The sequence below is a fragment of the Sphingomonas desiccabilis genome (assembly GCF_004135605.1).
GTDB lineage: Bacteria > Pseudomonadota > Alphaproteobacteria > Sphingomonadales > Sphingomonadaceae > Sphingomonas > Sphingomonas desiccabilis.
The window spans coordinates 148,986-173,067 of sequence record NZ_SDPT01000004.1; the positions used below are offsets into that span (position 1 = coordinate 148,986).

The 24,082-nt window shown below is 65.7% G+C and carries 24 protein-coding genes and 2 pseudogenes; 11 read left to right on the forward strand and 15 right to left on the reverse strand.

All coding sequences use genetic code 11. From position 1 onward, the window contains the following. Positions 1-4 precede the first annotated feature (4 nt). Genes EO081_RS16520 through EO081_RS16530 form a run of 3 tightly spaced genes read left to right on the forward strand, consistent with a single transcriptional unit; the run spans position 5 to position 2,780 of the window. Positions 5-769, forward strand: a complete 765-nt coding sequence (locus tag EO081_RS16520; protein ID WP_129343532.1) for a (Fe-S)-binding protein — start codon at positions 5-7, stop codon at positions 767-769. Further along, complete coding sequence (locus EO081_RS16525; RefSeq protein ID WP_129343533.1) at positions 766-2,160, forward strand: lactate utilization protein B; 1,395 nt, start codon at positions 766-768, stop codon at positions 2,158-2,160. Before EO081_RS16520 ends, EO081_RS16525 begins: the two co-directional genes overlap by 4 nt. Then, positions 2,157-2,780, forward strand: a complete 624-nt coding sequence (locus EO081_RS16530; protein WP_129343534.1) for a LutC/YkgG family protein — start codon at positions 2,157-2,159, stop codon at positions 2,778-2,780. Before EO081_RS16525 ends, EO081_RS16530 begins: the two co-directional genes overlap by 4 nt. Before the next feature lie 518 nt (positions 2,781-3,298). Here EO081_RS16530 and EO081_RS16535 read toward each other — a convergent pair. The 5 genes from EO081_RS16535 to EO081_RS16565 form a co-directional block, all read right to left on the reverse strand. Beyond that, positions 3,299-5,611 carry a xanthine dehydrogenase family protein molybdopterin-binding subunit gene (locus EO081_RS16535; RefSeq protein ID WP_129343535.1) on the reverse strand — a complete coding sequence of 771 codons (2,313 nt, stop codon included), beginning with the start codon at positions 5,609-5,611 and terminating at the stop codon, positions 3,299-3,301. Next, positions 5,608-6,594, reverse strand: coding sequence for an FAD binding domain-containing protein (locus EO081_RS16540; protein ID WP_129343536.1), 987 nt, complete (start codon positions 6,592-6,594; stop codon positions 5,608-5,610). Before EO081_RS16540 ends, EO081_RS16535 begins: the two co-directional genes overlap by 4 nt. Next, positions 6,591-7,091, reverse strand: a complete 501-nt coding sequence (locus EO081_RS16545) for a 2Fe-2S iron-sulfur cluster-binding protein (RefSeq protein WP_129343537.1) — start codon at positions 7,089-7,091, stop codon at positions 6,591-6,593. Before EO081_RS16545 ends, EO081_RS16540 begins: the two co-directional genes overlap by 4 nt. A gap of 61 nt (positions 7,092-7,152) precedes the next feature. Further along, positions 7,153-7,584 (reverse strand): MarR family winged helix-turn-helix transcriptional regulator, encoded by a 432-nt coding sequence (locus EO081_RS16550; protein ID WP_129343538.1) that lies wholly within the window; start codon positions 7,582-7,584, stop codon positions 7,153-7,155. A 654-nt stretch (positions 7,585-8,238) separates the two neighbouring features. Next, entirely contained in the window at positions 8,239-8,610 is a 372-nt protein-coding gene (locus EO081_RS16565) for a DUF202 domain-containing protein (protein WP_129343539.1), read from the reverse strand. A gap of 142 nt (positions 8,611-8,752) precedes the next feature. On the opposite strand from EO081_RS16565, the gene EO081_RS16570 reads away from it, so the two are divergent. Next, on the forward strand, positions 8,753-9,259 hold the full coding sequence (locus tag EO081_RS16570; protein WP_129343540.1) for a DUF421 domain-containing protein: 507 nt from the start codon (positions 8,753-8,755) through the stop codon (positions 9,257-9,259). A gap of 62 nt (positions 9,260-9,321) precedes the next feature. Beyond that, positions 9,322-9,786: pseudogene (locus EO081_RS16575) on the forward strand (DUF2254 family protein); the annotation flags it as partial. A 55-nt stretch (positions 9,787-9,841) separates the two neighbouring features. On the opposite strand, the pseudogene EO081_RS17155 reads toward EO081_RS16575, so the two are convergent. The 4 genes and pseudogenes from EO081_RS17155 to EO081_RS16595 form a co-directional block, all read right to left on the reverse strand. Beyond that, positions 9,842-10,006, reverse strand: a pseudogene (locus EO081_RS17155) (alpha/beta fold hydrolase); the annotation flags it as partial. A 56-nt stretch (positions 10,007-10,062) separates the two neighbouring features. Then, positions 10,063-10,758 (reverse strand): type 1 glutamine amidotransferase domain-containing protein, encoded by a 696-nt coding sequence (locus tag EO081_RS16585; protein ID WP_129343541.1) that lies wholly within the window; start codon positions 10,756-10,758, stop codon positions 10,063-10,065. Positions 10,759-10,801: 43 nt separating this feature from the next. Then, the gene (locus tag EO081_RS16590) at positions 10,802-11,554 is read right to left on the reverse strand and encodes an SDR family NAD(P)-dependent oxidoreductase (RefSeq protein WP_129343542.1); all 753 of its coding nucleotides are present in this window, start codon (positions 11,552-11,554) and stop codon (positions 10,802-10,804) included. An 83-nt stretch (positions 11,555-11,637) separates the two neighbouring features. Next, a complete protein-coding gene (locus EO081_RS16595) occupies positions 11,638-12,138 on the reverse strand; it encodes a hypothetical protein (RefSeq protein WP_165284668.1) in 501 nt (166 codons plus the stop codon). Between the two features lie 189 nt (positions 12,139-12,327). Here EO081_RS16595 and EO081_RS16600 point away from each other — a divergent pair, with 189 nt between their 5' ends. Beyond that, positions 12,328-13,233 carry a LysR substrate-binding domain-containing protein gene (locus tag EO081_RS16600; protein ID WP_129343544.1) on the forward strand — a complete coding sequence of 302 codons (906 nt, stop codon included), beginning with the start codon at positions 12,328-12,330 and terminating at the stop codon, positions 13,231-13,233. Positions 13,234-13,494: 261 nt separating this feature from the next. Here EO081_RS16600 and EO081_RS16605 read toward each other — a convergent pair whose 3' ends face one another. Then, positions 13,495-15,045 carry an MFS transporter gene (locus EO081_RS16605; RefSeq protein WP_240697748.1) on the reverse strand — a complete coding sequence of 517 codons (1,551 nt, stop codon included), beginning with the start codon at positions 15,043-15,045 and terminating at the stop codon, positions 13,495-13,497. 420 nt (positions 15,046-15,465) lie between these two features. After that, positions 15,466-16,092 carry a TetR/AcrR family transcriptional regulator gene (locus tag EO081_RS16610; protein WP_129343545.1) on the reverse strand — a complete coding sequence of 209 codons (627 nt, stop codon included), beginning with the start codon at positions 16,090-16,092 and terminating at the stop codon, positions 15,466-15,468. 76 nt (positions 16,093-16,168) lie between these two features. On the opposite strand from EO081_RS16610, the gene EO081_RS16615 reads away from it, so the two are divergent. Beyond that, entirely contained in the window at positions 16,169-16,531 is a 363-nt protein-coding gene (locus EO081_RS16615) for a darcynin family protein (RefSeq protein WP_129343546.1), read from the forward strand. Positions 16,532-16,542: 11 nt separating this feature from the next. On the opposite strand, the gene EO081_RS16620 is transcribed toward EO081_RS16615, so the two are convergent. Beyond that, positions 16,543-17,439 carry a LysR family transcriptional regulator gene (locus tag EO081_RS16620; protein ID WP_129343547.1) on the reverse strand — a complete coding sequence of 299 codons (897 nt, stop codon included), beginning with the start codon at positions 17,437-17,439 and terminating at the stop codon, positions 16,543-16,545. 78 nt (positions 17,440-17,517) lie between these two features. Between EO081_RS16620 and EO081_RS16625 the strand changes: the two genes are divergently transcribed. Both EO081_RS16625 and EO081_RS16630 read left to right on the forward strand, forming a co-directional pair. Next, a complete protein-coding gene (locus tag EO081_RS16625) occupies positions 17,518-18,312 on the forward strand; it encodes a DODA-type extradiol aromatic ring-opening family dioxygenase (protein WP_129343548.1) in 795 nt (264 codons plus the stop codon). 19 nt (positions 18,313-18,331) lie between these two features. Next, entirely contained in the window at positions 18,332-18,949 is a 618-nt protein-coding gene (locus tag EO081_RS16630; RefSeq protein WP_129343549.1) for an FMN-dependent NADH-azoreductase, read from the forward strand. Positions 18,950-19,128: 179 nt separating this feature from the next. Here EO081_RS16630 and EO081_RS16635 read toward each other — a convergent pair whose 3' ends face one another. Both EO081_RS16635 and EO081_RS16640 read right to left on the reverse strand, forming a co-directional pair. Beyond that, the gene (locus tag EO081_RS16635) at positions 19,129-19,875 is read right to left on the reverse strand and encodes a siderophore-interacting protein (RefSeq protein ID WP_206364398.1); all 747 of its coding nucleotides are present in this window, start codon (positions 19,873-19,875) and stop codon (positions 19,129-19,131) included. Continuing rightward, the gene (locus EO081_RS16640) at positions 19,872-20,567 is read right to left on the reverse strand and encodes an O-methyltransferase (RefSeq protein ID WP_129343550.1); all 696 of its coding nucleotides are present in this window, start codon (positions 20,565-20,567) and stop codon (positions 19,872-19,874) included. The genes EO081_RS16635 and EO081_RS16640 overlap by 4 nt, the downstream gene beginning before the upstream one ends. A 134-nt stretch (positions 20,568-20,701) precedes the next feature. Between EO081_RS16640 and EO081_RS16645 the strand changes: the two genes are divergently transcribed. After that, the gene (locus EO081_RS16645) at positions 20,702-21,514 is read left to right on the forward strand and encodes an AraC family transcriptional regulator (protein WP_129343551.1); all 813 of its coding nucleotides are present in this window, start codon (positions 20,702-20,704) and stop codon (positions 21,512-21,514) included. Positions 21,515-21,816: 302 nt separating this feature from the next. Here EO081_RS16645 and EO081_RS16650 read toward each other — a convergent pair whose 3' ends face one another. After that, positions 21,817-22,164, reverse strand: coding sequence for a nucleotidyltransferase domain-containing protein (locus EO081_RS16650; RefSeq protein ID WP_183948002.1), 348 nt, complete (start codon positions 22,162-22,164; stop codon positions 21,817-21,819). A 730-nt stretch (positions 22,165-22,894) separates the two neighbouring features. On the opposite strand from EO081_RS16650, the gene EO081_RS16655 reads away from it, so the two are divergent. Next, the coding region (locus EO081_RS16655; protein WP_240697749.1) for a TonB-dependent receptor plug domain-containing protein at positions 22,895-24,082 on the forward strand (1,188 nt) is incomplete at its 3' end.

Below are 24,082 nucleotides of genomic sequence, written 5' to 3' on the forward strand. Positions count from 1 at the left end.
TGACATGAGCCCTTCTCCCCGCCCCCGCGTCGCGCTCTTTGTCACTTGCCTAGTGGACGCGATGCGGCCGCGCGTCGGCTTTGCCGCACTCGCCGCGCTGGAAGACGCCGGCTGCGAGGTGGTGGTCCCCCGGAGCCAAACCTGCTGCGGGCAGCCCGCACTCAACTCGGGCGACCGCGAGGGCGCTGCCGCAATCGCCCGCCGGACGATCGCGCTACTCGAGCCCTATGAGGCGGTCGTAGTGCCGAGCGGATCTTGCACCGGCACGATCAGATGCCACTATCCGGAACTGCTCGCGACGGATCCGGGATGGCTGTCGCGTGCCGAAGCACTTGCGGCACGCACGTTCGAAATCCTGACCTATCTGGACGACGTACTTGGGTGGAGGCCGGCGGCCGCACTCGACGCGAGCGTCGCCTATCACGATAGCTGCTCGGGTCTGCGTGAGCTCGGCATCAAGGAACAGCCGCGCCGGCTGCTCTCAGCGGTAGCCGGGCTTCGCCAGATGCCGCTTTCCGGCGCGGAGACCTGCTGCGGCTTCGGCGGCACCTTCTGCGTCAAATACCCGAGCATCTCCAACGCGATCGTCGAGGAAAAGGCGGCGGCAGTCGAGGCCAGCGGGGCGGACCTGCTGCTGTCGGGCGATCTCGGCTGCCTGATGAACATGGCGGGAAAGCTCCACCGGCGCGGTGCGCCTACCCGCGTGTTTCACACCATCGAGGTGCTGGCAGGCATGGCCGACGGCCCGGCCATCGGCGAGGAGCCATGAGCGGCTTCACCCAACGCGTCGAGGATGCACTCGCCGACCCTGTCCTGAAGATTGCGGTCGAACGCACCGCTGGTACTGCCGAGGCCAAGCGTGCCGCCGCGGTCGGCGCCTTTCCGGACTTCGAGGCGGCACGTACCCGTGCGGCGGTGATCAAGGACCATGTTGTCGCGAACCTCGGCCACTACCTCCAGCAGTTCGAGGCCAATGCCCAAGCCGCCGGCGCCACCGTCCACTGGGCGCGCACCGCTGACGAAGCCTGCGGAATCGTCATCGGCATCTGCAAGCGTGCCGACGCGCGCTCCGTCGCGCGGTCGAAGTCGATGCTGGGGGAGGAGATCGGCCTCCCCCATGCACTCGCCGAAGCCGGGATCGAGCGGATCGAGACGGATCTTGCCGAGCACATCATCCAGCTGGCCGGCGAGCGCCCCTCGCACATCGTCTGGCCGGCGATGCACAAGACCCGCGAACAGGTATCTGCGCTATTTCGTGCCCGGCACCGCGAGCCGCATCTGGAAGAAACGATTGCGGCAATGGCCGAAAGCGCCCGGCGCCACCTTCGCTCCGCGATGCTGGACGCGGACGTGGGCATCTCCGGTGCGAACTTCCTGATTGCAGACACCGGCAGCGTCTGCACCGTAACGAACGAGGGCAACGCGGAGCTCTCGATCATGCCGCCGCGCGTTCATATCGTGACGGCCGGCATTGAGAAGGTCGTGCCGTCGCTGCCGCACGCCATCCACATGCTGCGGATGCTCGCCCGGTCGGCCACCGGCGCGGCGCTTACCCAGTACACCACCTTCTACACCGGCCCCAAGCGTGCCGGCGATCGCGACGGTCCAGAGGAAATGCACATCGTGCTGGTCGACAACGGCCGTACACAGATGCGCGAAGAAGGTCTGGCGGAAATGCTGCGCTGCATTCGCTGTGGAGCCTGCATGAACCATTGCGTGGTGTTTCGCCAGATCGGGGGCCACGCCTATGGCAGCACCTATCCCGGCCCCATGGGGGCGGTGCTGACGCCTGCCCTCGACGGGCTGTCGGCAAACCGCGACCTGGTCCATGCCTGCACGATGAACGGCAAGTGCCAGGAGGTCTGCCCCGTCAAAATCCCCCTGCCCACGCTGTTACGGGGATGGCGGGAGAAGAGTTGGCGGGAAGGGCTGGAGCCGCAGACGGTGCGCCGGGCGCTGGGGCTCTGGGCATGGGGCGTGCGACACCCGCGGCTCTACCGCCTCGGGAGTGCGCTCGCGGTACGTGTCATGCGGCAGCGCGCGCGGGCGGGCTGGATCTCGCGGCTGCCGTTGGCGGGAGCGTGGACCCGGCACCGTGATCTTCCCGCGCCCGAGGGGAAGACCTTCCTGGAACAATATGCGCAAGGGCGGCGCCGGTGAGCGCTCGGGACGCCATCCTCGGCCGCTTGGAAGGCTCTCGGCCAGCCGGTGCGATCGCCCGCGAGGCGGCGATCCTGGCAAACGATCCTGAGCGCCCCCTCCTAGCCCATGAAGCGCTCATCCCGCAGTTCCTGGCGCAACTGGGGCTTGCGAGCGTCGCGGCCACCTTCGAGCCGGTGCGCGACTGGTCGGGCATTCCCGCTGCCGCAGCCGCCTATCTGGACGCAACTGCCCTCCCCCGCTCGATCTACCTGCCGCCGGACCCGCGCCTGCGCGCCTGCGACTGGAGCGGCATTGCGCTGCGGGAGACCTGCGCGCCGGATAAAGCGGCGGCGGTCGGGCGGGCGATCGCCGGCGTGGCGGAAACGGGCTCGCTGATATTCGAGACCGGCCCTGCCACTCCCATGCTGCCAAATTTCCTGGCGCTCCATCATGTGGTGGTGGTTGAAGCTCGAACGATCGTGGCCCACCTTGAAGACATTCCAGCACGTCTGCGGGAGGCTCGCGCCCACTATTGGGTGACCGGCGTCTCCGGCACTACCGACATCGAAGGACAATATGTGCGCGGCGCGCATGGCCCGCGATACCTGCACGTCCTGCTGGTGGATGAAGCGCCGTAGGAGCCGACGGCGGCGCCAATCGCCACGGGGCTCGCGATCGGACAACTGCATTTTAGCTACGAGCATCCCGTCCGGCAGTAAACTTCGCGCTAATTATTGCGACTTTGGTCGCAATAGCTGAGCTGAAGCAACGTCGGTTCGACGGAGTCCAGGGCCCGGGTCGCGATCCGAAAAATGGGAGGGGACAAAGTTTGCCTGGACGCGTGCTTTGCAGATTGGTCGGCCATCGCCATTCTCACCGAACTTGGCACGACGGACTCGATTTCCGCGCGCGCTGCACCGTCTGTGGAAAACCGCTAATCCGTGATGACATCGCCGGTGAGTGACGATCGTTTGACCCGAGCAAAGATAGCCATCCGGATCGCGCTCGAAGGGCATCAGGCGCAGCAGGCGCTCCCGAAGGCTATAGCCAGCACTTGGAAGACGGCGGACAAACCCTCCGCAGCGTGGCGATCCTGGTTCGGAGAAGGGCTGGCCATCCACTACCAGGCCATCACCGAAGCGCCATTCCAAGTTCCTCAAAGTAGCTTGTCGAGGGTGATCGGAAGGTCGCGCACCCGCTTGCCCGTCGCGTTGAACACGGCATTGGCGACCGCCGCCGCCACGCCCGTGATGCCGATTTCCCCGATGCCGCGTGCGCCGAGCGGAGAGCGCGGATCGGGAATGTCGGTCCACATCACCTCGATTTCCGGCACGTCCATGTGCGCGGGGACGTGGTAGTCGGCCAGGGTCGGGTTCATGATGCGGCCGCTGCGCTCGTCGAACAGCGTCTCCTCGGTCAAGGCGAGGCCGAGCCCCATGATCATGCCGCCGCGGAACTGGCTCGCTGCCGTGCGCGGGTTGAGGATCGCGCCGCAGTCGAAGGAGCCGAGCAGCCGGTCCACCCGCACCTCTCCCGTCACGTCGCTGACGCGCAGCTCGCAAAACATGGCGGCCGTGCTGTGCATCGCGAACTTCAGCATCTCGAGCGGCGGCGTGCCAGAGGCCGTGACGCTCACCTCGTCGCGGTTGGCGCGCGTCAGGATCGATCGGAAGCTCTCGTGCCGGCTCGGCTCCTCGGCACCGGCAAGCCCTTCCCGCGCCAAGCGAACCTCGCCCGGTCGCAGCCCCGCTAGCGGGCTGTCGTTACCGGCCAGGCGCAGCAGTTCGGCGGGCAACTTCTCCGCCGCTGCCAGGATCGCGCCGGCGATCGACACGGTCTGGCCCGATCCGCCGGCCAGCGGCGCGGCCGGCAGAGCGGAATCGCCGATTTCAATCGAAACGGCGGCAAGTGGCAGGCCCAGCCGATCCGCGACCTGCTGCGCCAGCACCGTGGCCGTGCCCATCCCCATCTCCTGTCCCGAACAGGCGAGGCTGGCGGTGCCGTCGTGTCGGACCGAGAGGCGAACGGCGGCGCCGGGCATCCGCACATAGGGGAAGCTTCCGCTTCCGCAGCCCATGCCGATCCGCCACTCGCCCTCACGTCGCGCGCCCGGCGTCGTCGAGCGGCGCTCCCACCCGAAGCGTGCGGCACCGTCGGCCCACGACTTGGCCGGCGCATGTTGCGAGAAAGGCGCGCCGGTGATCGGATGCTTGTCCGGCAGGTTGCGCAGGCGCAGCTCGATCGGGTCGAGTGCCAGCGCATGCGCCAGTTCGTCGACGGCGCTTTCCAGGGCGAAGGTGCCGATCGCCTCACCAGGCGCGCGCATGAAGGTGTTGGGCACCACCGCCATGTCGACGTGGCGCTGGAGGATCTCAAAGCTCTTTGCGCGATAGGCGGCACGCGTGCCCAGCGTATAGGCTTCCGGGCACGCACCATAAGGCGGCATCACTGACCAGCCGTCGTGCAGCAATGCGGTGAAGCGGCCGTCTTCGTCGGCGCCGATGGCGACGCGCTGTTCGGTCGGGCTGCGACCGCCGATGATGCGGTAGACGCCTTCGCGGCTCAGCTGAAGCCTGAGCGGTCGGCCGACCATACGCGCGGCCGCGACGGCGGCCACCTGATGATCCCAGAAGCCCTTGCCGCCGAACCCGCCGCCCACGAACGGCGACAGCACGCGTACCTGCTCGCGCTTGAGCCCGAACAGCTTGGCCAGCGTCGCAGCCTCGGCCGCGATCATCTGCGTGGTGTCGTGAACCGTGAGCTCGTCGTCTCCCCAGGCAACGGTCAGCGCATGGAGCTCGATCGCATTGTGGTTCTGCCACGGCGTTCGATAGCGATTGTCGACCTTGTGCGGGGATCGCGCCAGCTCGCGCTCGGCACGCCCGAACGACAGGTGGTTGCGCTCGATCAGCAGCGAAGGGATCACGCGGGCGCCGGCCTTGGCCTCTTCGAAGCGCGTCTCGGCGGGCGCGGCTTCATAGTCGATCGCGATCAGCGATGCGGCATGGTCGGCCTGCTCCTGGGTTTCGGCCACCACTGCCGCGACCACCTGGCCGTTATAGTGCACCTGATCGTCTTGAAGGATCGGCAGGCTGCTGTTGCCGGTAGCGGTCGGGTCGGTCATCGAGATCAGCGACGGGCTGGCGACCCGTGGCATGTTGCGATGGGTGACGACGAGCAGCACGCCCGGTGCCGCCTCCGCCGCAGCCGTGTCGAGCCGAGCGATCCGCCCCCGCGTGACCGTGCTGTGCACGAGGGCTGCGTAGCACAGCCCCTCCATCGCCACTTCGGCCGAGAAGCGTGCCTGCCCCTGCACCTTGAGCGCACCATCGACGCGCGACGCCTGCCGGCCGATCTCACCGTGCCGGCCGATCAGCGGATCGGGGGTGCCGCCGGGCAGCCACTGTGCCGGAACCCAGCCAAGCGCGGTGCGGACCGAGCCGACGAGGACGTTCTGTACCCTGCTCATGCCTGCTCTCCGCTCAATTGGGCGAGGACCGCTGCCATCGTCCGCGTCGCCAGCGGCACCTTGAATGCGTTGCCCGGCAGCGGGGCCGCTTCGGCAAGCTCCACCTCCGCAGCGCGCGCGAATGCCTCGGCTGTGGCCGGTCCGCCGCGCAGCGTCGCCTCCGCCCGCAAGGCGCGCCACGGCTTGGCCGCAACGCCGCCCAGCGCGATCCGCACGTCCACGATCCGGTCGCCGTCCAACGCGAGCCCTGCTGCGACCGAGACGAGCGCGAAGGCGTAGCTCGCCCGGTCACGCACCTTGCGATAGATGGAACGCGCCGCAACGTCCGACGGGGGAAGTTCGATCGCCACGATCATCTCGCCAGGCGCGAGCACCGTTTCCAGGTCCGGGCGATCGCCCGGCAGGCGGTGCAGATCGAGCAGGGAGAGCGTGCGCACGCCCTCGGCGCTTGCGAGATGCACGCGGGCATCCAGTGCCGCCAGCGCGACTGCCATGTCGGACGGGTGCGTGGCGATGCACGCTGGCGACGCCCCAAGGATCGCATGGTAGCGCGTGAACCCGCCGCGGGCGTCGCACCCGCTGCCGGGTTCGCGCTTGTTGCATCGCGATCCCGCGGCATCGGCGAAGTACAGGCACCGGGTCCGTTGCAACAGGTTGCCGCCGACGGTCGCCATGTTGCGGATCTGCGCGGAGGCGCCGCCGAGGATCGCGCGCGACAGCATCGGGTAGCGGGTCCGCACCAGCGGGTGCGCCGCAACGCTGCTGTTGCGGGCGGCGGCGCCGATCACGATGCTGCCGTCCGCCGCCTCTTCGATCAGCGCCGGCAGGCCTGTGACATCGACCAGCACTCCAGGCTGTTCGACGCCCTTGCGCATGAGGTCCACCAGATTGGTCCCGCCGCCGAGAAGCCGGTGCCCCTGTACTGCGCCCAGCCGGAGCGCATCAGCAGCGCTGCCCGCACGCAGGTAGGAAACGGGGGTCATGCCGCGCGCTCCGCTGCGACCGCCAGAATGGCGTCGACGATGCCATTGTGCGCGCCGCAACGGCACAGGTTGCCGCTCATCCGTTCGCGCACCTCGTCGCGCGAGAGGCGGACGGGGCCGGAAAGGTCGCGCGTGACGTAGCTCGGCACGCCGGCCTCGACCTCCGCCAGCATCGCCGACGCGGCACAGATCTGTCCGGGCGTGCAATAGCCGCACTGGAGACCGTCATGCTCGAGAAACGCCGCCTGAAGCGGATGGAGGCCATCGGCGCCCAGCCCCTCGATCGTGGTCACCGTGCGGCCGTCCACCTGCACGGCAAGCGTCAGACAGGAGAGGACCCTGTTCCCATCGACCAGCACCGTGCACGCGCCGCATGCGCCCTGGTTGCAGCCCAGCTTGGTGCCGGTGAGGTGCAGCCGTTCGCGCAGCAGATCGAGCAGCGACACGCGCGCGTCTTCTGGCGGCGCGACTTCGGTTCCGTTTATCCTGATAGCCATCCGCCACTCCCGGTCGCGCGTGATCTGCGCGTCCGGGATGATACGACGAACTTCGTACTATTCAAGGGTCGTACGAGATGATCTTTGCCATCATCGCGATGAGCTGTCCCCGCTCGTCCGCCGTCAGCGGTTCCAGCATACGCCGGTGGAGTTCACCGTACATGGCCGACATGGTGTCCACCCGCTGCTGTCCGCCGGGAGTGAGGCGAAGCGCGACGGAGCGGCGATCCGCCTCGGGCCGGTGTCGTTCGAGGAGGTCGCGCTTGGCAAGACGATCGGTCGCCGACGAAATGGTGGTGTTTGCGACCCCAATAAAACGCGCGGCGTCGGACGGCCCGCAGTCCGGGTGTTTGGCGACGTAGAACAGCACCTGCTTATCCAGTTCGTTGAGCGGCTTTTCGGGGGAAAGCGCCTCCGCCAGCTTGTAGCGGCGCGTGAACAGGTCGAACGCCTCCCCCAGTGCTGCGAGTTCCTCATCGGTCGGCATCGTCATGAAGGCGGCCATATCCGCGCAGGGCCTATCCTTGCTAGCCACTTCACCAAAGCATCCTTTCCCGCTTGCCGCGCCACCCCCTTCCTGATGCGCACGCAGCGATGCTCCTGCAGGTCCTGTGGGGTGGCGGGGGAACCGAAGCGCTCGAGATAGGCAGGCGCGGCGGCCGCCACCCAGCGTATGTTCGCGAAAGCCTTCGCGCGATCATGTCCTCCGGCAAGGTGCCTTCGTAGCGAATGCCCGCATCGAAGCCGCTTCGGATCGCCTTCACTACCGTGCCGTTGCGCACTCCTCCGAAGGCGACCAGTCGCATGACGTGACCGGCCATACTGGGAAGCAACTGAGCAACGATCTCCTCAACCGCTACGCCCGTTTCCGCCACGCGCGTCGGATCACGTGAGCCTGAATGGGACCAGTTCGCCGCCTCGTACGCGCTCTACCGCGACGCCCCCCAGCCGCGGCCGAGGCGTTGACGGGCGCCAAAGCCTATCGCCGGTACAGCGTTCGTTGCGCGCTATCCTAGCGCGGACACCTTGTTGGAAATGCTTGCTGTTCCCGCTTACCGCAAAGCGGTGATCCATCGGCAAGCCGCGGTCGCCACCTTCCGCCTCATCCGCTGCGGCAATCGCGCCGCAGGTCGCAGTTCCGACTGACCTACTCCGACCAGACCAGCACCGTGACTGCGACGGCCAGTGCGGCCAAAAGGCCGGTGCCGAGCCACAGTTCGACCGTGGGCACTCGCTCGACGCACTCCGCCTCCACTCGCCGCGCGGTCTGGACGTAGCGGCGAGCAGCTACGAACAGCACCAATCCTGCAAGCAGGATTGGCAGCATCGCGGCGAGCCGCGGCAGCCAGGGCGGCCCGATGTCCCCGGCTATTTTGGCGAATCCCACCGCGGCGGCCAGCGCCGCCAGCGCTGTTCTCCACCAAGCCGCCAGCGTGCGCTCGCTGGCCAGCATGGTGCGGTCGGCGGCGAGGCCGATCCGACTCGGGTTGCCTCCGTCCAGGTCCGTCGCGTCCGGCATAGTTGAACAGCGACCGGGTCAGCTTCCAGGTTCCGCTGGACCGTATGGGACACACAAAGCGTTCCCCTCCGAGTCAGGCAGCGGCTGGATGCCTTGCACTGAGGAGCATGGGGCCGGGTGATGCACGCAGGAGGTTTGTCGCATGCTGTTCGATAGCTGGCAGGGGCTGGGCCGCGTGCTGCTGGTCGGCGCGCTCGCCTATGTCGCGCTGGTCGCCATTCTCAGGATCAGCGGCAAGCGAACCTTGGCCAAGATGAACGCGTTCGACCTGGTAGTTACCGTGGCGCTGGGTTCGACGCTGGCGACGATCCTGCTGTCGAAGGACGTGGCGCTTGCGGAAGGCGTGCTCGCCTTCGCGCTGCTCGCGGCGCTGCAGTTCGTCGTTGCATGGAGTTCGGGTCGCTCGCGCGCCGTAGAGCAGCTTGCCAAGGCGGAGCCACGCGTGCTGCTCGCCGACGGTCGCTTCCGCGACGATGCGCTGGCAAGCGAACGGGTCACACGCGACGAGGTGCGCGCGGCCGTGCGCGGCGCCGGATTCGGAGACCTCACCCGCCTGGCGGCCGTGGTCTTGGAAACGGACGGCAGTCTCAGTGTGATAGCGGCTACGCGGGCGGGCGACCGCGCCGCGCTGCCCCGGCATGACGGATGAGGGCCGGGCTGCTCCGCCTGGCGGACCAACTGCGTCAGAGCTACTGGTTCCTCCCCTCGCTGATGGCGCTCGCCGCCGTGCTTCTGGCTGGCGGCATGGTGTGGCTGGACAGCTATGAAGGCTCCGGTTGGATGGACCGGCTGCCGTGGCTCTACGCGTCGCGGCCCAGCGGCGCACGCCAGCTTCTGTCCGCGATCGGCGGGTCCATGGTGACGGTGGCGGGCACCGTCTTTTCCGTCACCATTGCCGCCGTGGTCTATGCGTCGGGACAATACGGCCCACGCCTGCTCAGCAACTTCATGCGCGATCGCGGCAATCAGGTGACGCTGGGCACCTTCATCGCGACCTTCCTCTACTGCCTCATCGTGCTGCGGACGATCCGCTCGCCGGAGGAGACGGGCGGTGCCGGGTTCGTCCCGAACCTTGCTGTGCTGATTGCATTGCTGCTGGCGGTCTGCTCGATCACAGTGCTGATCTTCTTCATCCACCACGTTCCCTCGCGCATCCACATCAACAGCGTGATCGAGGACATCGGCCGCCGCCTGCTGCACGAAGTCGGCCGGCGTTTTCCCCAGTCGATCGGCGATGCAGGAAGAACAGCAGCTGCGCGTTCCATTCGTCGGACGACAGCGGCCATCCGTGGTGGAAGTGAATCGGCTGGACGTCCTTGGGTCCGAGATCCTTGTAGAAGATCTCGACGCCGTCGCGGGCCGTCACATAGTTCTTAGTCCTTGCTCCTGAGTTCATGACGGAGACCGCGAGGCCGGCGCGAACCGGCCTCGCGGGCACTTGGCAGTTCGGCACTAGCGCAGCGCCGCGATGACCATCTCGGCCAGCGCCGCCGACGATTGCGGGTTCTGTCCGGTCAGCAGGTTGCCGTCCTGGACCACGTGGGTCTTCCAGTTGGGTCCTTGCTCGAAGGCCGCGCCTAGCTTGCGCAAGGTTTCTGCCAGCAGCCACGGGGCGTTCTCGGCGGTGCCGAACTCAATCTCCTCCTCGTCGGTGAGCGAGGTCATCTTGCGCCCGGCGAAGGGCCAGCTGCCGCTCGCGTCGCGCGCCGCGAGCAGCGCGGCGGGGCCGTGGCACACCGCCGCAATGACCTTCCGCTGCCGGTCGGCCTCGAGCAGCACCCGACCCATGTCCGGATCCTTGTAGAGATCCTCGACCGGGCCGTGCCCGCCAGGGACGACGATCGCGCCGTAGTCGGCGGGATTGATGTCGGCGAGAACCAGCGGATGCTCGATCCGCTCAGCGTTCTGCGCAAGATAGGTACGCATGCATTCGGCGACGTCCTCGCCCACCAGCTTGGGGTCGAGACTGCGCTTGTCCATGGTGGGCACCACGCCGCCGGGGCTGGCGAGGTCAACGTCGAAGCCGGCGCGCAGGAACGGCTTGTCGAGATCGACGAACTCCTGTGCCCAGACGCCGGTCTCGTAAAGCGAGCCGTCGGTCCGCGTCCACTTGTCGGCTGCCGAAAGGACGATCAGTATCTTGGTCATTGCTCTTCTCCTTGGTTTGTCGCCGATACAGTCGAGCTTGGCGTCAGATGTTCTGGCCGCCGGAGACTTCGATGCGCTGCGCGGTCACCCAGCGGTTATCGGGTCCGAGGAGGCCGGCTACGGCCGGCCCGATGTCGTCGGGGACACCAACGCGCCCGAGCGCGATCATGTTGGCGAAGGCCTCGTTGTATTCGGGCGTGTCGCGCACCGCGCCGCCGAGGAAGTCGGTCTCGATCGCGCCGGGCGCGATCGTGTTTGCGGTGATGCCTCGGCTGCCGAGTTCTTTGGCGAGATAGAGCGTGAGGATCTCGATCGCGCCCTTCGCCGCCGAATAGGCGGAGAAGCCCGGATACGTGATCCGGGTAAGGCCCGACGAGAAGTTCACAATCCTCCCGCCGTCAGCAAGCAACGGCAACAGCGCCTGAGTGAGGAAAAACACACCCTTGACGTGCACGTCGAACAGCTTGTTGAACTGCGCCTCGGTCGTTTCGGCGAAGCCTGCCATCTCGCCGTGGCCGGCGTTGTTGACCAGGTGATCGAAGTTCTCGCGACTCCACGACTGGAGCGTGGCCCGAACCCGCTCGACGAGATCCGGCAGCGCGGCAACATTGCCGACGTCAAGTTGAAGCGCGGCGGCCTTGCGGCCAAGCGTTTCGATGTCCGCCGCCACCGCCTGCGCCTGCTCGGCGTTGTCGCGATAGGTGAAGATTACGTCGCCGCCGCGGCGGGCAATGCTGAGGGCGGTGTTGCGGCCGAGGCCGCGGCTGCCGCCGGTAACGATCGATACAGTGGTCATGTCAGGGCCTTTCTTGGCTGGGTTTGCTGCCGGCTCGGTGGTCCTCCGCCGACAGAATGGGTGAAGGGGAGCGCGGCGCGCCTTCAGGAGGCTCCCGTTGCGGCGCGGCGTGTGGAATAGTCGGCCGCAGGGTAGTGCAACCGCACCATCGACCGGCCACAGGCGCCCTCGAGGAAAAGGGTCGTGATCGCCGAGAGCATCACTGCAAGCGCAGCGGCGCCCGCGACGACCATGAACAGGCTAACCGGGCCCGCAGGCACCGAAAGCGTTTGGACGAGGAAGGCACCGACCAGCCCGCAAACCGTGACCGCGCCGAACAGGGCCGCGGCCGCGTTCAGCTGGCCGAGCGCGCGGAGCTGCAGGCGAACGCGCTGTTCGGCGAGCCGGAGGGCGAGGTTCGGGTCGACAAAGAGTAGGGCAAGCCTGTCGTCTTGTTCTGCGACAGATGCGCGGAACTCGCGCCACTGCGTAATCGCCAGGTTGTAGCGGATGTTGACGCCGTTCTGCAGGATGGCGCAGGCGTTGGTCAGGATTGCGGGACCGGTTATGAAGGTCAGCGCAGCGAACGGGTCGGACGGCATCATCCTGCTCCTTCGGCACAGGCGCTCTCGCCCCGAAAAGCACGGGATGCGCGACACGCGGGTGAACTGTTGGCGATACCTGACTGGCATAACGGCCAGTCCATCTTCTTCAGATGAGCGCTATATGGACTGGAGAGTCGAGAAGCGGAAAGACTTTGTAGCTTTACGAGTCATACCTGCTAGGCATAACGGATGGAGCTGCGCCATCTAAGGTATTTCGTCGCCGTGGCCGAGGAAGGCAGCCTGACGTTGGCGGCCGAGAAGCGCCTGCACACGGCGCAGCCTTCCTTGAGTCGCCAGCTGCGCGACCTGGAGTTCGAGGTCGGCGCACAACTGTTTGTGCGCACCTCGCGAGGGGTTGAGCTTACGAAGGCCGGTCGGGCGTTTCTCGACCATGCCCGCCTCGCGCTCGCCCAGGCGGCCGAGGCAGTCGCCGCGGCAAGGCGCGCGGCTCGCCCGGTCAAAGCCAGCTTTTCGGTCGGCTTTCTTACCGGGCAGGAGGTCGAGTGGCTTTCACACTTCACCCAGGTTCTGCGCGATCAACTGAAGGACATCGACTTCCGGGTCACAAGCGACTTCTCGCCAGCGGTCGCAGCCGCGGTCCAGCGGGGCGAGATCGACGTCGGTGTCTCGCGTCTCGAACCGCAGCCGGACGTCACCTACAAGGTGATCGCGTACGAGCCGATCGTAGTCGTGCTCCCACTCGACCATCCTCTCGCGGCTCAAGCCGACATCGACCCGCGCGAACTCGATGGCGTCTCGTTCGTCGGGTACACGGACACACCGCACGTTCTGCGCGGCATTGTCGAGTGCTATCTGCGTGAGCACGAGGTCACCGTTTCTCCGAGCCATTTTCTAGACGGCTTCGCGACCGGGATCTCGCTTGTTGCATCCACCGGGGGGCTCACCCTCCTTCCAGCCTATGTGGAGCCGTTGCTGCCCCGCTCAGTCGTCAGTCGGCCGCTCAGGGGCCGCCCTCCGACAATCGAGATCGCCGCCGGCTACCGCGCGGACAACCCCTCGCCCGTACTGGCAAGTTTCCTGCAGAACATCGACCAGCTTATCGCCTCTCACGCCGCGGCCAGGGGCGAAATTTAGCGCCAAGCATCCCGACCAAGACTTGCAGCGACGTCGCCGCCCGCCGCGGGGTGTCTGCTCCTCGAGCATGTGCTGCAAACTTGGCATTCCGCTCGTGACCTTTGAAGTGGTAGGCACCTCACGTTGTGACCTGCCGGCCAGCTATGCGCCTCATACCCGGTCGTTCAGCAGGGGCGCCGACGAACCCGAAAGCTGCCGTTCGTGTGACAGGGCTCGGCGTCAGTGTGGCTAGACACGACTCTGCCGGAGAACGGCGACCCGTCAGGCTGTCGCTTCCAGATCGCGCAAGCTGCGCCCGCGCGTTTCTCTTCCCACGATACCGACAAGGCCCGCGGAAGCCGCCATGGGTAGCAACAGCGCCAGCGCGGCGCCGCCCAGCGTCGGTATCAGACCGATCAGCGCGAACCCCTGAACCGCCACGCCGCCGAATTTGCTGCTGGCTGCAATCAGGCCGGTGGCGCGACCCCGCACGCCCAAGGCGTAATTTTCCGCCGCATAGGGCAGCAGCACCGCGATCATCCCGTTGCTGCCGACGACCAGCATCGCAATGACGGCGATCAACAGCGGCGGGGACGCCAACATGACGGGCGGCAGCAGAGCGCCGGCGAGCCCGAACAGGGTCAGCAATATCGTGCCGATCAGCGTCCATTTGCTGCTCCACCGGCTGTAGAGCAACGCTGCCAGCATGATCGTCGGCAAGGCGATCAGAGCGGAGCTGGCGATGACTCCACTGGCGAGCCCGGCGCTGTAGCCGCGCTCCTGGAGGTCGGAAGGAAGCCAGAGAAGCAAACCGAACGTCACGAAGCTCCACGAGAGGGCGGTGATCACGAGCGCTGCCGTAAGCTGTCCATGGTGCTGAGCCGCGGGTGCCGCGTTGGGTCGCTGCAATACTGGCTCACGACGCACGATGCCGAAGCGACGGGCCATTTGCGCCAGTTCCGCTTCGCGCCCCTGCTCGAGCAGGAATCGTGGAGATTCCGGGATCCATCGGGCAAGGGCAAGCAGAAGCAGTCCGGTTGGAAAGCCCTGAAGCCAGAGGCTGCGCCAGCCGAACTCGGGCTCGAAGAGATGCGCCGCGCCACTGGCGGCAAGATACCCGCCGACGAGCCCGGTCCCCCCTACGAGCACGAGCACCCAGCTGCGGTGTCGGGGCGGCATGACTTCAGCGAGCAGCGTGTAGACCACAGGGAGCATCCCGCCGGCCGAGCAGCCCATCAGGAAGCACATCAACAGGTTCCATCCAAAGGACGGCATTGCGCCGCAAATGGATGTGGAGACGAACAGGATGGTGGAGAGAAGGATGGAGACGCGCCGGCCGTAGATGTCCGCAAGCCAGCCCCACACGAAGGAGCCGACGGTGGTGCCAAGCAGCGCTACGAAGGGAAGAAGGGCTGCAGACGCAGCGGGAATGCCGTACTCATGGCGCATACCCGGGAGCACGAAACCGAGCGTCGCCGGCTTCATCGTGTCGATGATCAATCCCAGCGTGAGCACGAACAGTACGGCGCCGTGCCAGCCACCGAACGGCGTCGCATCGGGCGCTTCGAACATCGTGCCTGCATCGGCACCGTGACGTACGCGGTGCTTGGGGAGTGCGCCAAAAATCGCAGCAGGCACCCCGACGAGGATCAACGCCATACCGGCGTACATCCAGCCGTCCATAGGCATACCGGCCAAGTGGTTTCCCATCTGGTGCGCCATGGCGAACATCGGCAGATGCAACGCCACACCGGCGCTGATCGCGGCACATCCTGCCCAGAACATCGGCCATCGCTCGCCAACGATAGAGGGGCGCCGCTCTGCTCGTCTCATCTATTCCTCCCCTAGCTGCTCGCTGATAAGGGAGCGGAGGGCGGACGCAAATACTCCTCGCGCCGCGATCATCGGCCTTTGAGCGCCCGCGGCAGGGTAAGCGGCTAAGGTGGTTGACCCAACAAAGTAGTATGACCGTGTCGGGGAGACCGCACTCGTTCTTTCGACGCTACTGGCGAACGGCAGCTAATGCCGATTTCTGGCCGCGAGCAGCCGTTCAGGTTTCGGTCCAGTACCGGCCGGCTTGCAACACCTAACAGACTACATGTCGCTTAGCGACTAGCCCCCGCAAACGCCGACTGATCCTGGTTCCCGTGCAACAATGACCGCCTCTCCCCTTTGCAAGCTGCGCGTGTTTGTCGATACATTTGCCGGAAGCACGAGACGCTGGTCAGCTTGCATAGGTAACAGGTACGGCAGCTAGGGGCAGCTGCAAGTCGCTATCAAAAGATAGCCGAGTACGGCTCGGCGAACCCGCGCTACAAGCGCTTCCTCCCCGTGCTCACCTCGCTCACCGGCGGCATCGATCATCCCGCGCATGATTGCTGCGACGTCGCCCGTTGCAGTCGCCATTTCCGACTGCCTGGGAAGGTCCGAGCGAGCGAGGATTTCCGCAAGAATTGCCATGAACCTGGTCCTGACGACTTGTGTCTCCGTATCCAACGGCAGACGGCCTTCCTCGAAATCGAGTAGCCGCGCCAGTCGAGGGCGACGGACCTGATGGCGCACGGCCGCCACGATCAGGGCATTGAGCGCTTGCTCTCCCGCTGCCATCGAGCAGGCAGCCTCGGCTTCTTCGACAAGGAGGGTCGTCTCACGGGCGATCAGCGCGCCGAGCAGCGCGTCCTTGTCGGGGAAATATTGGTACAATGTGCCGATGCTGACGCCGGCCAGCTCCGCCACTGCGTTGGTAGTGAACCCGCCATGCCCCTGCTCCTCCAGAATGCGAGCAGACGCTTCGATGATCGCCTCTACGGTATGCCGTGCACGCGCCTGTCGTGGCTGTTTGCGAGGGCGTGCGCGCTGGTCGGGAGCCTGTGCCGTCATCGGAACCAATGCGAGTAGTGGATCTGAGCAGATGCTCGCATCCTAAGGACGTCAATCAGCGACGCAAGGATGCATCATGAATACGCAACCCGTTCAGTTTGAAGCCGCACTCACGACGTTCTTCATGGTCAAGACCTCGCCGGAATGGCTGGGCTTCTCCTTCGAGACGCGCTTGTCCCATGCCCGCGAGACGTTTCAGCCCATCCTCGACGCGTTCAGGGGACGCGTTCGGCTGAACTGGTATGATGTCGAGTTCTACACGGCCAAGATCAGTGACATCTGGATGATCGAAGCCAAGGACCACCACAGCTACCAGCTCTTCTGCGAGAAGCTGCGAGAGACGCCGTTTTGGGACCGGTTCTTTCTGGTGCACGACATCTTCCCAGGCGAGTTGAACGCCTGGGCGAAGAACTACGAAGTCGAGGCGTTGCAATCGTAGATGGCTTTCGGTCAACGCCCAATGCGCTGTCGCAGCGTGTCGAGGAGCCAGCGGCCGGCAGGACCCAGCATGTGGTCCCGCCGGTGTGCTGCATAGATGACGAGCCCTTCCTTGGGCGTTGGATCGTCCTCGATCTCGATCTCGATCAATCTCCCGTCGGCGATGGGTGCCGCGACCAGATGCTCCGGCATGCGGCACCATCCGAAGCCGGCAACCAAGAAGTCGAACCGTCGGCCGAGATCCACGAAGCGCCACAGCCGCGCGCTCGACAGGCCGTAGTTCGCGCCGCACGGATCGACCGGGTCGGAGAGCACGAGCTGGACGTGGGGCTCCAGGTCGTCGCGCCGGGCGGGGCGGCCCAGCGAGGCCAAGGGATGACAGGGTGCGACAACCGGCCGCATGCCGATCCGCAGCAGCGGGTACGCGGCTATATCTTCTGGCAAGTGGGGGAGCAGCAAGCAGATCGCCAGCGCGGCTGAGCCGTCCCGCAGCCGCCGCAGCGAACCGCCCAGACCTTCGGTCGAGAAGCTGACCGGCAGGTCGGGAAAGGTTTCCCCGACGGCACGCAAACTGTCGATCAGCGGCGCCGTCGGAACGAGCGGGTCGATAGCGAGCGCCAGTTCGGGTTCGAGCCCTTGGCGTGCGCCCGCCGCCACCGCCTCGAACCGCGCGGCGCTCGCCAGCACCAATCTCGCGTGGTCGACGAGGACGCGTCCTACTTCGGTGAGGCGCGGCTTGTAGCCGCCGCGATCGAACAGCGCGACGCCCTGCAGCATTTCCAACGTCGCGATCGCCTGGCTGATCGCCGACTGCGCGCGCCCGAGCTTCCGACCTGCGGCAGAGAAGCTGCCTGCGTCGACGATCGTCACCAGTACGCGCAACTGATCGAGGCTGAGGTTGCCGATCATGGTCCATCATCTCCGCCGATGGAGACGATCACAATTTGATCTCTCCTGCTTGCCCTGCGTGGCGGCTAGATCGGCGTCATGCAACCGACCTTCTTCATCAACCACGGCGGCGGCCCGTGCTTCTTCCTTGATCCCGGTCCGATGCGGAAGGCGTGGACGGAGCTGGAGCAATATCTCCTCGGTTTCGCCGAAACGCTCGAAGAGCAGCCGCGCGCGATCCTCGTAATTTCGGGTCATTGGGAAGAGGCGCGCCCGACGGTCAACGCCGGGGCGACGCCGCCACTATTGTTCGACTATGGCGGCTTTCCCGAACACACCTACCAACTGACATGGCCCGCGCCCGGCGATCCGGCGCTGGCAGCGCGGGTCCGCGACCTGCTCTGTCGTGCGGGCATCGAAAGTGGCGCAGACGAGAGACGCGGCTGGGATCATGGCGTGTTCGTCCCGCTCAAGGTCATGTTCCCTGAAGCCGACATCCCGACTGTTCAACTGTCGCTCAAGCAGGGGCTCGATCCCGAAGCACATCTCGCCATCGGTCGCGCGCTGGCCCCACTGCGCGGAGAGGGCGTGCTGATCGTCGGCAGCGGCCAGAGCTACCACAATATGCGCGGCTTCATGGGCGGCAGCGGACGAGCCGATCCCGACGCGCAAGCCTTCGACGCATGGCTGCGCGAAGCGATGGCGGATGGCAACACGCGGGACCGTTCGCTGATCGCCTGGGAGCAGGCTCCCGGCGCCCGTCAGGCGCAGCCGCGCGAAGACCACCTGCTGCCGCTGATGGTGGCGGCGGGTGCCGCGTCCGGAGAGCCCGGCCGAACCGCCTTCCACGGACATGCGCTCGGAAAGCCGATCTCCGGCTTCCGCTTCGGATAACCAGCTCAAGGATACCATCATGACCAAGCTTCTCGTCGTCGAGACCAGCCCGCGCGGCGATCATTCCATCTCGCGCACCATGACCCGTCGCTTCGTCGCAGAGTGGCAGGCCGCGCACCCCCATGGCGAGATCGTCGCTCGCGACCTCATGGAAACCGACCTGCCGTTCGTGACCGCGCCTTGGCTCCAGGCCTATTTCACGCCGCCGGAGCAGCACTCACCGGAGATGAAGGGGGCGCTGCGTCTGTCGGATGAGCTGGTTGGCGAGATACTTGCCGCCGACCACATCGTGATCGCAACGCCGGTTTATAACTATAATGTACCCGCAGCGCTGAAGGCGTGGGTAGACCATATTGTTCGCAAGGGGCTGACCCTGGGCTTCGACGGCAGTGGTCTGGTCACCGGCAAGAAAGCCACGGTGCTGCTCGCCTCGGGCGGCGTCTATACCGAGGGCTCGCCGATTCGGGACCGCGACATCGCCACCCAGTACCTGCGCCTGATCTTGGGCGTCATCGGCATCACCGATGTGGCGGTCGTAGCTGGTGGCGGCGCGAAGGTGGTCGACCTGGGCGAGCGGACCATGGATGTTTTCGTTGCGACCCTTGCCCCCGAGATCGAACGCGCTGCCGCCGCTTGAACTGTCCGCGAGTGATGCATCCTGGAAAGCGGCTTCTTGACCAATAAGGCACGAACGACGCTCAGCACGTCCTGAACGACCGGCCTCTATCGGTGAGCGGAACTTGGCTTGAATGTCGGTAATCGGGTCTCTTCAAAGCGGCCAACCGCGGTCCAGCGGAGCCGCAGTTGGTCTGCGGGTCAGTCGAGCCCTCGTTTTCCGGGCGCCCAATATGCTTTGGTGAGGATGCGTGCTGTTGATACGCCCTCCCACCTAAGGTTTTGCCGAAGCCGCTGGATCGTGCTGGCTTTGCCGGTCAGCACGAAAGAGCCGCCAGCGGCAACGGTCGGGCCGAGCGCCGCCTCCAAATCTGAGAGGTGCGCATCGTCTCCGCGCTTCCCGACCAGCGTCGCTCCTTGCAAGCCAAGGCGCGCCAAGACCTGGCTGGCGCTTCTGATATCGTTGACCTCGAAGCAGCAGCGCATGGGGTCGAGCCGGTTCGTCGATGCCAGCGCGTAAGCGAGCCCGATCGAGGTTTCATCGCCGAAGGCGGCCAGCGGCAATGTCGCGCGACCGGTATCGAGCGAGCTGCGCGGCCCGAAGAGTTCGCATTCGTCGCCCACCCTGAGGCCGCGCAACCACGCACTTCCCGGGCCGCCGCCGTGCGCATAGCCGAGGATGCGGGTGCTTCCCGCCGCCGCGTCCCAATCCATTGGAGTATAGGTCCGCGCGACGAATGTGGAGCCCATCGCGACCTGGATCTTGTGCCCTGGCGCCCAGGACGCGCCTTCGAGCGCCGCCCCTCTCAGCGTGACGAGCCGAAAGCCATCGGCAACGTCCTCGATCGCCGCAATGGCCGCCCGCTTCATGAACAGGCCGAGCAGCGCCTTGCTGAGCCGGCCGGGAGCCTTCGCGGCTCTATGATCCGACACCACCGGAACCGTCACAGGGCTCGCACGGCAAATTCATTGCCGCGACCTTCGTCGATCGGAAGCGTGTATGCGAGATAGCCATTCGCGGGATCGCGGACATACTCAAGGTAATCGTCTGCAAAGGCGTTCTCGGCCAGGATCACCGCGCCGGGCCGCAGCCGCGGCTCGATCAGCTTGAGCACCGGCAGGTACAGCGACCAGGCGCCGTCCACCAACGCCAGATCGACCTCACCGCCGACATCTTTGAGCGTCTCGAGCGCATCGCCCTCGCGAATGTCTACCAGGTCCGCAAGGCCTGCCGCTTCGACATGCGCCCGTGCCCGCGCCACCTTGCCTGGCTCCAGCTCGGACCCGATGAGTTGCCCACCGCCATTGTCGCGCAGCGCCGCGGCGAGATAGATGGTCGAGACCCCCATCGAAGTGCCGAACTCCACGATCCGTCTCGCCTTGCAGGCGCGAGCGATCGCGTAGAGGAAGCGGCCATATTGCGGCGTCACGGACAGGAAGTGCTCGGCGTGCCCACTATATACTTTGCGATAGTCGCTGCGCTCGTCAGCGATCAGCTGCGTCGCTGCCTGTTCGATCGTCTCGCCCGACGTTTCGAGGTCGGCCATCATCTTCTGGATGAAAGGTGCGTCCGCCGCTTCGGCATCCCGGTGAAGCTGCATAAGCGTTTGGCCGACGGGACCGCTGTTCAAACTAGTCATTGATGTCCTCGCGATGGGAGGCCGATCGGCCTCGACGGATGCGAAGCGAGCAGATACGAGGCGCCGAAGCTGGCGTCATTCCGAAGGCTCGACAGTTTGTTATCCAGATCCGCCATTGAGGGCGAGGGCTGCCCATGCCGCTCCTGAACGACCTCTCGGATGAGACCGATTGGGTCGAGCCCGACGATGTGCCGCGTCCGGTCGTAACGTACGGCTTCGCGTCCGAGACCTTCGGCGACTTCGAACTGGATCCACACCGCCACGCCAAGAGCCAGCTGCTGCTCGTGCAGCGCGGCGCGCTGAGCTGCGAAGTCGAAGGCGGCCTGTGGATCGTTCCGCCGCGCAGCGCCATCTGGATACCGGGCGGTGCGGTACACGCGATGAAGGTGACGGGTGCGCTGGAGGGCTACGGTGCCTTTGTTGCCCCGGATGTCGCCGTCCACCTTCCGGCGACCTGCAGCGCGGTATCGGTCACGCCCTTGCTGCGTGAACTCCTGATCCGCTCCGCCAATCTGCCCCTCCTGTATGAGGAGGGCGGTGCGAACTCACGGCTGGTGACAGTGCTGCTCGATGAGCTGGCAGCCGCCAAGGCCGAGGACCTGCACCTGCCGATGCCAACGCATCCGCGCCTTCGCCGCATCATCGACCATATGATGGCGACGCCGGCGGACCGGGGAACTCTGGACGCGTGGGCTGACAGGGCCGGCATGAGCACACGGACGCTGGAGCGGCTGATACGGCGCGAGACGGGCATGAGCTTCGGCCGCTGGCGCCAGCAGTTCAGCGTGATCCTGGCGGTGAGGTGGCTCGCCGGAGGCGCCTCGATCCAGCAGGTCGCGGGCGATCTGGGCTATGAAAGCGTACCCAGCTTCGTGACGATGTTCCGCAAGGCACTCGGCACCTCGCCAGGACGCTACATGGCAGAGCGCCATGCGGGCCGCTGTTGAGGACCGCAGACTTCAGCTCCACCGCAAGCGCGAGATGAAGGACAGCACCGCAGTGGAGGTGTGTCCGTCTAGAGGGCTGTCCAAGCAACTCTGAACCTTCGTACACGGTAATCGCGGCCCCGCGGCGAAATAAACAAGCGTCGGCTTTCCGTGTCCGGCGGCTCGTAACCTTCCAGTCAGCTCACGGCCATTTTCCTCCGTGAGATGGGCTGGCCGCCGACGATGTCGATGAAGAACGGTCGCCCGCTCGAGCTGCGCGTTCAAATCGTCGAGGCTATGGACGATGAAGCCGACCGGTGCAGTCAGCGCTTTGTTGATGGTGACGTCGGCATCAGCCGGTCCTCAGCCGCAGACCGCAGCTCGAAGTCGGTGAGGTGCTCGTCATTGACGACGACGAGGATGTCATAATCGCTGTGGAAACCACCGACAGGATCATGGACCCAGTCGCCCCGTGTATGGCTGCCGTAGAGCACGAGCTTGAGGATGCGCCCCATGCACTTCCAGTTCTGCGTGGCCCCGGCGAGCGCGGTGGTGAATTCCTCGAACAGCACGCGCACGACGTGCGCGAGCTCGCGTCGCTTGGATGCGGGGAGATGGTCGAGGTGGTCGCGCGCAGATGCAATTCTATCTCGTGGTGCGGGATTGGCCAAACTCGCGCCGCCATCATGGCCGCTGCCCCTCGGTCGCACCGAGCAATGCGATCGCCGCCGTGGCGTACAGGCTGCACGCTACGTCTTCACGGATGCGCGATCGCCGCATAGCTGAGTTCTGCTCGTTGCGTTGCCAGCAGCGCCTCCCGCTGGCCTGCGGGGGGTGATCACCCTAGCACGCCCGGCACCGTCGGCATTCGCAACCGTGACCATGCGAGGGATCCGAGTGAGAGCCTAGTCGCGAGCTCAGATTTACCGCCTTGGACCTTGCCTGCGCGCCCCGTCAGCAAGCCAACCTGATCACCAACCATCGTCGCGCGTAGCACGCGCGCGTCCTTCATCGCCACTAATCAAGAGTGTGCGTCATGCCGACGTAACAACTCGTCTTCAACGGGGCTCCTGAGGCGGTTGGGCATAGCTCTTGCCGCAGCAGCAGCGCGTCGGCGACCTTGTCGACACACTTGTGCGGAGTTGGTGGGGAAGGTTCGAGCGGAGTCTTTGGGAGAGGCGGCGCGCCGGCATCGGCACGTCAAGCAACCGCCGGGCAGGTAGCGGAGATCGCAACCGATACGGAGTGGCTGCGGAGGTTTCGCAGGTCGGAGAACGTAGGCATGCGCCGCGCCAATGCATCTTCCCACCGATGGAATATCCAAATGGAGGTAAGGTGCTTCAGAAATACACTCGGCTTAAAAGGACTGCGCATCTTCTAGTCGGGTCCGCTGCGGCTTCCTTGCTGGCGGCATCCGCTTCTGCCCAGACGGCGCCGATTGCGGACGCGGACGAAGATCCCGCTCAGGAAATCGTGGTCACCGGCTACAGCCGCAGCCTTGAGGAAGCGATCGACATCAAGCGCAACACGATCGGTTTCTCGGACTCGATCGTCGCGACCGACATCGCCGATTTCCCCGAGCAGAACCTGTCCGAAGCGCTGCAGCGCGTGCCCGGCGTCACCATCGAGCGCGACCGGGGCCTCGGCACCCGCGTGAACGTGCGCGGCCTGCCGACCGAGTTTACCTTTGTGTCGATCAACAAGCTGGCGACCGCCTCGGGTTCGGGCGGGCGCGACGTCGAGTTCGACATCTTCGCCTCCGAACTGATCCAGTCGGTGACGGTTCAGAAGTCGCCGACCGCCGCGGACGAAGAGGGCGGCATCGCCGGCTCCGTCTACATCCGCACCGCGCGGCCGTTCGACAACCCCGGCCTGCGCCTGGTTGGCAGCGCCGAGGGTGCGTACAACTCGATCTCCGAAAAGATCGACCCGAATTTCTCGTTCCTGGCGAGCAACACCTTTGGCGACTTCGGCGTGCTCGTGTCGGTCGCCAAGCAGCAGCGCACCAACCGCACCGACTCCAACTCGGGCATCAACTTCCGTCCGATCTCGCGCTGGACAGACAAGGCCGGCAAGAACCGCGATCAGGCGATCGCCGTGCTGGCGCGCGATGCGGGCGTGACTTTCACCGATGACATGAAGAACAAGATTGTGTTCCTCGATAAGGTCGGGGACCGCGTCTATCAGAACGACCAGGACCGGCTGGGCCTGTCGGGCTCGATCCAGTATCAGCCGAGTGACCAGTTCAACCTCGTCTTCGACGCCTTTGCCGGTTCGTACGACACGGTCGAGGACGAATATGACGCGGCCGGCTATTCCGCATCGAGCAACTCGACGCTGGAGACAATCCACGAGTTCGACGCGACGACGCTGGCTGACAGCGGCATCATCGTGCTGCGCGACGTGTCCTATACCAACACCCAGCACGAGTTCCTGAGCAAGGAATATCGCAACAGCACCGACTATCGCCAGTTCGGCGGCGAGATGAACTGGCAGACCGGCAGCTGGAAGATCAGCGCGCTGGGCGGCTATTCGGGTGCCAAGAAGACGCTCGACTTCGCCAACCTCAAACACGTCGCCTATGCGCCG

Coding starts and splice junctions, on each gene's coding strand:
- EO081_RS16520 (WP_129343532.1), top strand. CDS start 5: ATGAGCCCTTCTCCCCGCCCCCGCGTCGCGCTCTTTGTCACTTGCCTA.
- EO081_RS16525 (WP_129343533.1), top strand. CDS start 766: ATGAGCGGCTTCACCCAACGCGTCGAGGATGCACTCGCCGACCCTGTC.
- EO081_RS16535 (WP_129343535.1), bottom strand. CDS start 5,611: ATGAGCAGGGTACAGAACGTCCTCGTCGGCTCGGTCCGCACCGCGCTT.
- EO081_RS16540 (WP_129343536.1), bottom strand. CDS start 6,594: ATGACCCCCGTTTCCTACCTGCGTGCGGGCAGCGCTGCTGATGCGCTC.
- EO081_RS16545 (WP_129343537.1), bottom strand. CDS start 7,091: ATGGCTATCAGGATAAACGGAACCGAAGTCGCGCCGCCAGAAGACGCG.
- EO081_RS16550 (WP_129343538.1), bottom strand. CDS start 7,584: ATGACGATGCCGACCGATGAGGAACTCGCAGCACTGGGGGAGGCGTTC.
- EO081_RS16565 (WP_129343539.1), bottom strand. CDS start 8,610: ATGCCGGACGCGACGGACCTGGACGGAGGCAACCCGAGTCGGATCGGC.
- EO081_RS16570 (WP_129343540.1), top strand. CDS start 8,753: ATGCTGTTCGATAGCTGGCAGGGGCTGGGCCGCGTGCTGCTGGTCGGC.
- EO081_RS16585 (WP_129343541.1), bottom strand. CDS start 10,758: ATGACCAAGATACTGATCGTCCTTTCGGCAGCCGACAAGTGGACGCGG.
- EO081_RS16590 (WP_129343542.1), bottom strand. CDS start 11,554: ATGACCACTGTATCGATCGTTACCGGCGGCAGCCGCGGCCTCGGCCGC.
- EO081_RS16595 (WP_165284668.1), bottom strand. CDS start 12,138: ATGATGCCGTCCGACCCGTTCGCTGCGCTGACCTTCATAACCGGTCCC.
- EO081_RS16600 (WP_129343544.1), top strand. CDS start 12,328: ATGGAGCTGCGCCATCTAAGGTATTTCGTCGCCGTGGCCGAGGAAGGC.
- EO081_RS16605 (WP_240697748.1), bottom strand. CDS start 15,045: ATGAGACGAGCAGAGCGGCGCCCCTCTATCGTTGGCGAGCGATGGCCG.
- EO081_RS16610 (WP_129343545.1), bottom strand. CDS start 16,092: ATGACGGCACAGGCTCCCGACCAGCGCGCACGCCCTCGCAAACAGCCA.
- EO081_RS16615 (WP_129343546.1), top strand. CDS start 16,169: ATGAATACGCAACCCGTTCAGTTTGAAGCCGCACTCACGACGTTCTTC.
- EO081_RS16620 (WP_129343547.1), bottom strand. CDS start 17,439: ATGATCGGCAACCTCAGCCTCGATCAGTTGCGCGTACTGGTGACGATC.
- EO081_RS16625 (WP_129343548.1), top strand. CDS start 17,518: ATGCAACCGACCTTCTTCATCAACCACGGCGGCGGCCCGTGCTTCTTC.
- EO081_RS16630 (WP_129343549.1), top strand. CDS start 18,332: ATGACCAAGCTTCTCGTCGTCGAGACCAGCCCGCGCGGCGATCATTCC.
- EO081_RS16640 (WP_129343550.1), bottom strand. CDS start 20,567: ATGACTAGTTTGAACAGCGGTCCCGTCGGCCAAACGCTTATGCAGCTT.
- EO081_RS16645 (WP_129343551.1), top strand. CDS start 20,702: ATGCCGCTCCTGAACGACCTCTCGGATGAGACCGATTGGGTCGAGCCC.